Source organism: Mycobacterium sp. (assembly GCF_049585075.1).
In the GTDB taxonomy this organism is placed as follows: Bacteria; Actinomycetota; Actinomycetes; order Mycobacteriales; family Mycobacteriaceae; genus Mycobacterium.
Genome location: NZ_JBAUZA010000183.1, coordinates 1 through 4893 on the forward strand (window position 1 = coordinate 1; position 4893 = coordinate 4893).

Here is a 4893-nt window from a genome sequence, read left to right on the forward strand (position 1 = left end):
TCGGCGCCGCAGGCGATGGCCTTGGCCAGGTCGCCGGACGTGTGGATATCCCCGTCGGCGAGCACGTGTACATAGCGGCCGCCGGTCTCGTCGAGGTATTCGCGGCGGGCCGCGGCGGCGTCGGCGATCGCGGTGGCCATCGGCACGCTGATCCCAAGGACCTCGTCGCTGGTGGTCACTCCCGTCGTCGAGCCGTAGCCGACGATCACACCGGCTGCCCCGGTGCGCATCAGGTGCAGCGCCGTGCGATGGTCGAGCACGCCGCCGGCCACCACCGGGACGTCGAGTTCGGAGATGAACGTCTTGAGGTTCAGCGGCTCTCCGTCGCTGGCGACGCGTTCGGCGGAAATGATCGTGCCCTGGATGACCAGCAGGTCCACGCCCGCCGCGACCAACCCCGGCGTCAACGCCTGGGCGTTCTGTGGACTCACTCGCACCGCGGTGGTCACCCCGGACTCACTGATGCGAGCCACCGCCGCGGCCAGCAATTCCGGATCCAGCGGTGCGGCGTGTAGCTGCTGTAGCAGCCGGATAGCCGCCGACGATTCGGGTTCTTTGGCAGCCGCCTCGGTGACTTGAGCGATCTTGGCGGCCACGTCGGCGTGCCGGCCGATCAGCCCTTCGCCGTTGAGCACTCCCAGGCCGCCGAGCCTGCCGAGCTCGATGGCGAACTCGGGCGACACCAGCGCATCGGTTGGATGGGCGATGACGGGGATCTCGAACCGGTACGCGTCGAGCTGCCACGCCGTCGACACGTCCTGCGAGGAGCGGGTCCGCCGCGACGGCACGATGTTGATGTCTTCGAGTTCGTAAGTGCGCCTTGCCGTTCGGCCCATGCCGATCTCGACCATTTCATGCATCAGCGGTCAGCCTCGATTCCTTTGCGAGATCGACGTTTTGCCGTGAAAGCCCGAGAACCGACCTGCAAAACGTCGATCTCGGCGCCATGCGGGTAAGTGTGGCACTCACCGCACGTAGTAGTTGGGCGCTTCGGCGGTCATCGTGATGTCGTGCGGGTGGCTTTCTTTCAAGCCTGCCGGCGTGATCCTGACGAATTGCGCCTGTTGCAGCGCCTCGATCGTGTTGGAGCCCGTGTAGCCCATCGCTGCGCGCAACCCGCCGGTGAGCTGATGGATCACCGACGACAACGGCCCGCGGAACGGTACCCGGCCCTCGATGCCCTCGGGCACCAGCTTGTCCTCGGAAAGCGCATCGTCCTGGAAATAGCGGTCCTTCGAGTACGACTTGCCCTCTCCTCTGCCCTGCATCGCGCCCAGCGACCCCATGCCGCGGTAACTCTTGTACTGCTTGCCGTTGACGAAGATCAGCTCACCGGGCGCCTCGGCGGTGCCGGCCAGCAGCGAGCCCAGCATTGCCGTCGACGCGCCCGCGGCCAGCGCCTTGGCAATGTCACCGGAGTACTGCAGCCCGCCGTCGGCGATCACCGGCACTCCCGCAGGGCCGCACACCGCGACCGCTTCGAGGATCGCGGTGATTTGCGGCGCCCCGACACCGGCCACCACCCGGGTGGTGCAGATCGAACCGGGACCCACACCGACCTTGACCGCATCGGCGCCGGCCTCGACCAGCGCTACGGCCGCCGACCTGGTGGCGACGTTGCCGCCGACCACCTCGATCCGGTCGCCGACCTCGGCCTTGAGCTTGCCGACCATGTCCAGCACCAGCCGGTTGTGGGCGTGCGCGGTGTCGACGACCAGCACGTCAACCCCTGCATCGACCAGCGTCATGGCCCGCACCCAGGCGTCGTCGCCAATGCCGACGGCGGCCCCGACCAGCAACCGGCCGTCGCTGTCCTTGGTGGCCAACGGGTGCTGTTCGGTCTTGACGAAGTCTTTGACGGTGATCAGCCCGGTCAGTCGGCCGTGACCATCGACGATCGGCAGCTTCTCGATTTTGTGGCGGCGCAGCAGGCCCAGGGCCGCGTCGGCGCTGACGCCCTCCTGGGCGGTGATCAGCGGCGCCTTGGTCATCACCTCTGCGACCGACTTGGACTGATCAACCTCGAAGCGCATGTCGCGGTTGGTGATGATGCCAACGAGTGAGCCATGCGCGTCGACCACCGGCAGCCCCGAGATCCGGAACTTTGCGCACATCGCGTCGACTTCGGCCAGTGTGTTGTCCGGCCCGCACGTCACCGGATCGGTGACCATGCCCGCCTCGGACCGCTTGACCATCTCGACCTGGCCGGCCTGTTCGGTGACCGACAGGTTGCGGTGCAGCACGCCCATGCCGCCGGCCCGAGCCATGGCGATGGCCATCCGGGACTCGGTGACGGTGTCCATCGCCGAGCTGACCAACGGCACCTTGAGCCGGATCTTCTTGGTCAGCTGGCTGGAAGTATCCGCGCTGGCGGGCACCACATCGGAAGCCGCCGGAAGCAGCAGGACGTCGTCGAAGGTCAGTCCCAGCATCGCAACTTTGTGCGGATCGTCACCTCCGGTCGGCACCGGGTCGTCGGCGAGGCCGCCGACGCGGACGTATGGCTCGACAATCAGGTCGCCGCTGCCTTCGAGACGGGACAAGCCAGATGACATCGCGGGGGCCCTCCCATACGCATGCGGAGTGAAGACCTCATCCTATCGGCTCCTTCCGACCTGGTGACGACGCGCGCCGTTGCGCGGCCTAAGTCGAACCGACATGGCAGCTGGTCTGCGGGTGTAGCGCTGGCGTGATGCCCGCCCGGCCCCGTAATGTGGAGCCGTGCGCGACTACCTCCCGCCGGGTTTGCCGCCCGATCCATTTGCCGACGACCCCTGTGATCCGTCGGCGGCGCTGGACGCCGTCGAGCCCGGGCAGCCGCTTGACCCCCAAGAGCGGATGGCGGTCGAGGCCGACCTGGCCGACCTTGCGGTATACGAGGCCCTGTTGGCGCACAAGGGTATTCGCGGCCTGGTGGTGTGTTGTGACGAGTGCCAGCAGGACCACTATCACGACTGGGACATGTTGCGCGCGAACCTGCTGCAGCTGTTGGTCGACGGCACCGTGCGTCCGCACGAGCCGGCCTACGACCCCGAGCCGGACGCCTACGTCACCTGGGATTACTGCCGGGGATACGCCGATGCGTCGCTCAATGAGGCGACCACGGATACCGAAGGATTTCACGGACGCCGCTAAACAGGCGTTTTCCTCAGCCGCCGACCGAGTTCGTCGGGCCTAGCGATCAGGGCGCGGACGTCGCGTGGGCGTCACGGCTGACGACCTTCGCATGCAACAGGTTCACCTTGTCGATCAGATCCTGTTTGCGGTCGGCGTCCTTGACGTGCTGGACCCGGTCGCTGACCGCGTCCAGCTTGTCCTGGGCCTCATCCCACTGTCCGAGCGCGATCATTTGCTCAACGCGGTCCAAATCGGTCTGGGCCGACGATGCGATCCGCTCATCGTGCACCGAAGCCGGCTCGCCGAACACCTTGGTGTGCACCCCGTAGAGCGTGTCGCCGGGCTGGGCTTGGCCCATCACGGCAACGAATCCGCCGACGCCGAGCAGCGCGGCGGCCAACGCCCCGACCAGCGCCGTACTGCGGCGGATACGACGACGCGCTGCCAACGCGGCATTGAGCGCCCCAGCGGCTTCGTGGTCTGGGCACAGTCCTCGAGGCACCGGGGCCCTCAGCTCGTCGCGCCAGTCCCCAAGCAGCCCGGCCAGCGCCCGGTCGCCGGGATCACCGGGGTCGGCGACCTCGCCGAACTCGACCGGCTCGCGTTTGGCCAGCGCGTCGATCAACCGCTCGGTGCGGCCGACGGCGTCCAGGTTGGGCTGATCAAACGGTGTGGGAGTTAATTCAGACATAGTCTCGCCCCGCTGCGACAATCTCGGATTTCAGCCGCGCCAAGGCGCGGTGTTGGGCCACCCGCACCGCTCCGGCGGTGCTACCGACGGCGCTGGCGGTTTCCTCGGCACTCAGACCGACGACGACCCGCAGGATCAGGATTTCCCGTTGCTTGTCGGGCAGAACCTTGAGCAGTTCGTCCATCCTGCTGATCGAGTCGGCCTCGAGGGCCGCCCGCTCGGGACCGGTCTCGACCGAAGTGCGTTCGGGGATGGAACCAGTGGGATAGGTCATGTCGCGGCCGGCTGCGCGAAAAGCGTCGGCCACTTTGTGCGCGGCGATGCCGTACACAAAGGCCAGGAACGGGCGGCCGCGGTCGCAGTAACGCGGCAGCGCCATGACGGCAGCCAAACACACCTCCTGTGCCACATCATCGGCCGAGAGGCCGCTCCGCTCGACGGAGCCGATGCGCGCGCGGCAGTATCGGATCACGATCGGGCGGATCGTCTCCAGCACTTTTCGAAGGGCGTCCCGATCACCCCCGACCGCCTCAGCGACAACAGCGTCGAGACGTTCCTCTTGGGTTGACATCGGCGGCTACTTCTCCAACGTTACGAACCGGGCTTCGCCCGGCGCGGCGGCAACACTAAAACAATAACGACCTGCCCGATCAACGGTGGCGTTAGCGCGGAGCCCAGGCTCCACCCCAGTGCTCCACCTGGCGCGCGCACTCATCGCGCAGGTCACGCAGCTCGTCGCTCCGGCTGGTCGGGCTTCCGATGTCGACCAGCAGGCAGGCCACCGCCCACCGCAACGGCACCAGGCCCAACCGACCGGTGAGTTCCAGCGTCCTTGCCCCGACAGTCCGGGCCCGGTCGACGGCACCGGAGCTGCACAGCGCGGCGGCCAAAACCCCGTCGCTTTTGGCGCGGTGCCGGGCAGCGACCGTGGTCGATGCCAGCTCGACGGCGACCTCTGCGTTGCGCACCGCGGCAGCACCATCGCCGGCCGCCATCGCCAGCTCCGCGGCGACCCACGCGCGGCGTATCGACAGCCGCTGCTGCGGTGCTTCCGCCACCATCGGGTCTGCCCGGCTCAGCAACGT

Annotated in this window: 5 protein-coding genes and 1 pseudogene; 1 reads left to right on the forward strand and 5 read right to left on the reverse strand. The window is 67.6% G+C overall.

What is annotated here, in order from left to right; all coding sequences use genetic code 11:
* Positions 1-851: GuaB3 family IMP dehydrogenase-related protein (locus tag WB785_RS08570; RefSeq protein WP_424078470.1), on the reverse strand; the 851-nt coding region annotated here is incomplete at its 3' end.
* A 114-nt stretch (positions 852-965) separates the two neighbouring features.
* Entirely contained in the window at positions 966-2555 is a 1590-nt protein-coding gene (gene guaB, locus WB785_RS08575; protein WP_424078465.1) for an IMP dehydrogenase, read from the reverse strand.
* A gap of 166 nt (positions 2556-2721) precedes the next feature.
* On the opposite strand from guaB, the gene WB785_RS08580 reads away from it, so the two are divergent.
* Entirely contained in the window at positions 2722-3135 is a 414-nt protein-coding gene (locus WB785_RS08580; protein ID WP_424078467.1) for a DUF5319 domain-containing protein, read from the forward strand.
* Positions 3136-3181: 46 nt separating this feature from the next.
* On the opposite strand, the gene WB785_RS08585 is transcribed toward WB785_RS08580, so the two are convergent.
* The 3 genes and pseudogenes from WB785_RS08585 to WB785_RS08595 all read right to left on the reverse strand — a co-directional run.
* The gene (locus WB785_RS08585; protein WP_424078468.1) at positions 3182-3808 is read right to left on the reverse strand and encodes an anti-sigma-D factor RsdA; all 627 of its coding nucleotides are present in this window, start codon (positions 3806-3808) and stop codon (positions 3182-3184) included.
* Positions 3801-4379 (reverse strand): sigma-70 family RNA polymerase sigma factor, encoded by a 579-nt coding sequence (locus WB785_RS08590; RefSeq protein WP_424078469.1) that lies wholly within the window; start codon positions 4377-4379, stop codon positions 3801-3803. Before WB785_RS08590 ends, WB785_RS08585 begins: the two co-directional genes overlap by 8 nt.
* A gap of 91 nt (positions 4380-4470) precedes the next feature.
* A pseudogene (locus WB785_RS08595) lies at positions 4471-4893 on the reverse strand (hypothetical protein); the annotation flags it as partial.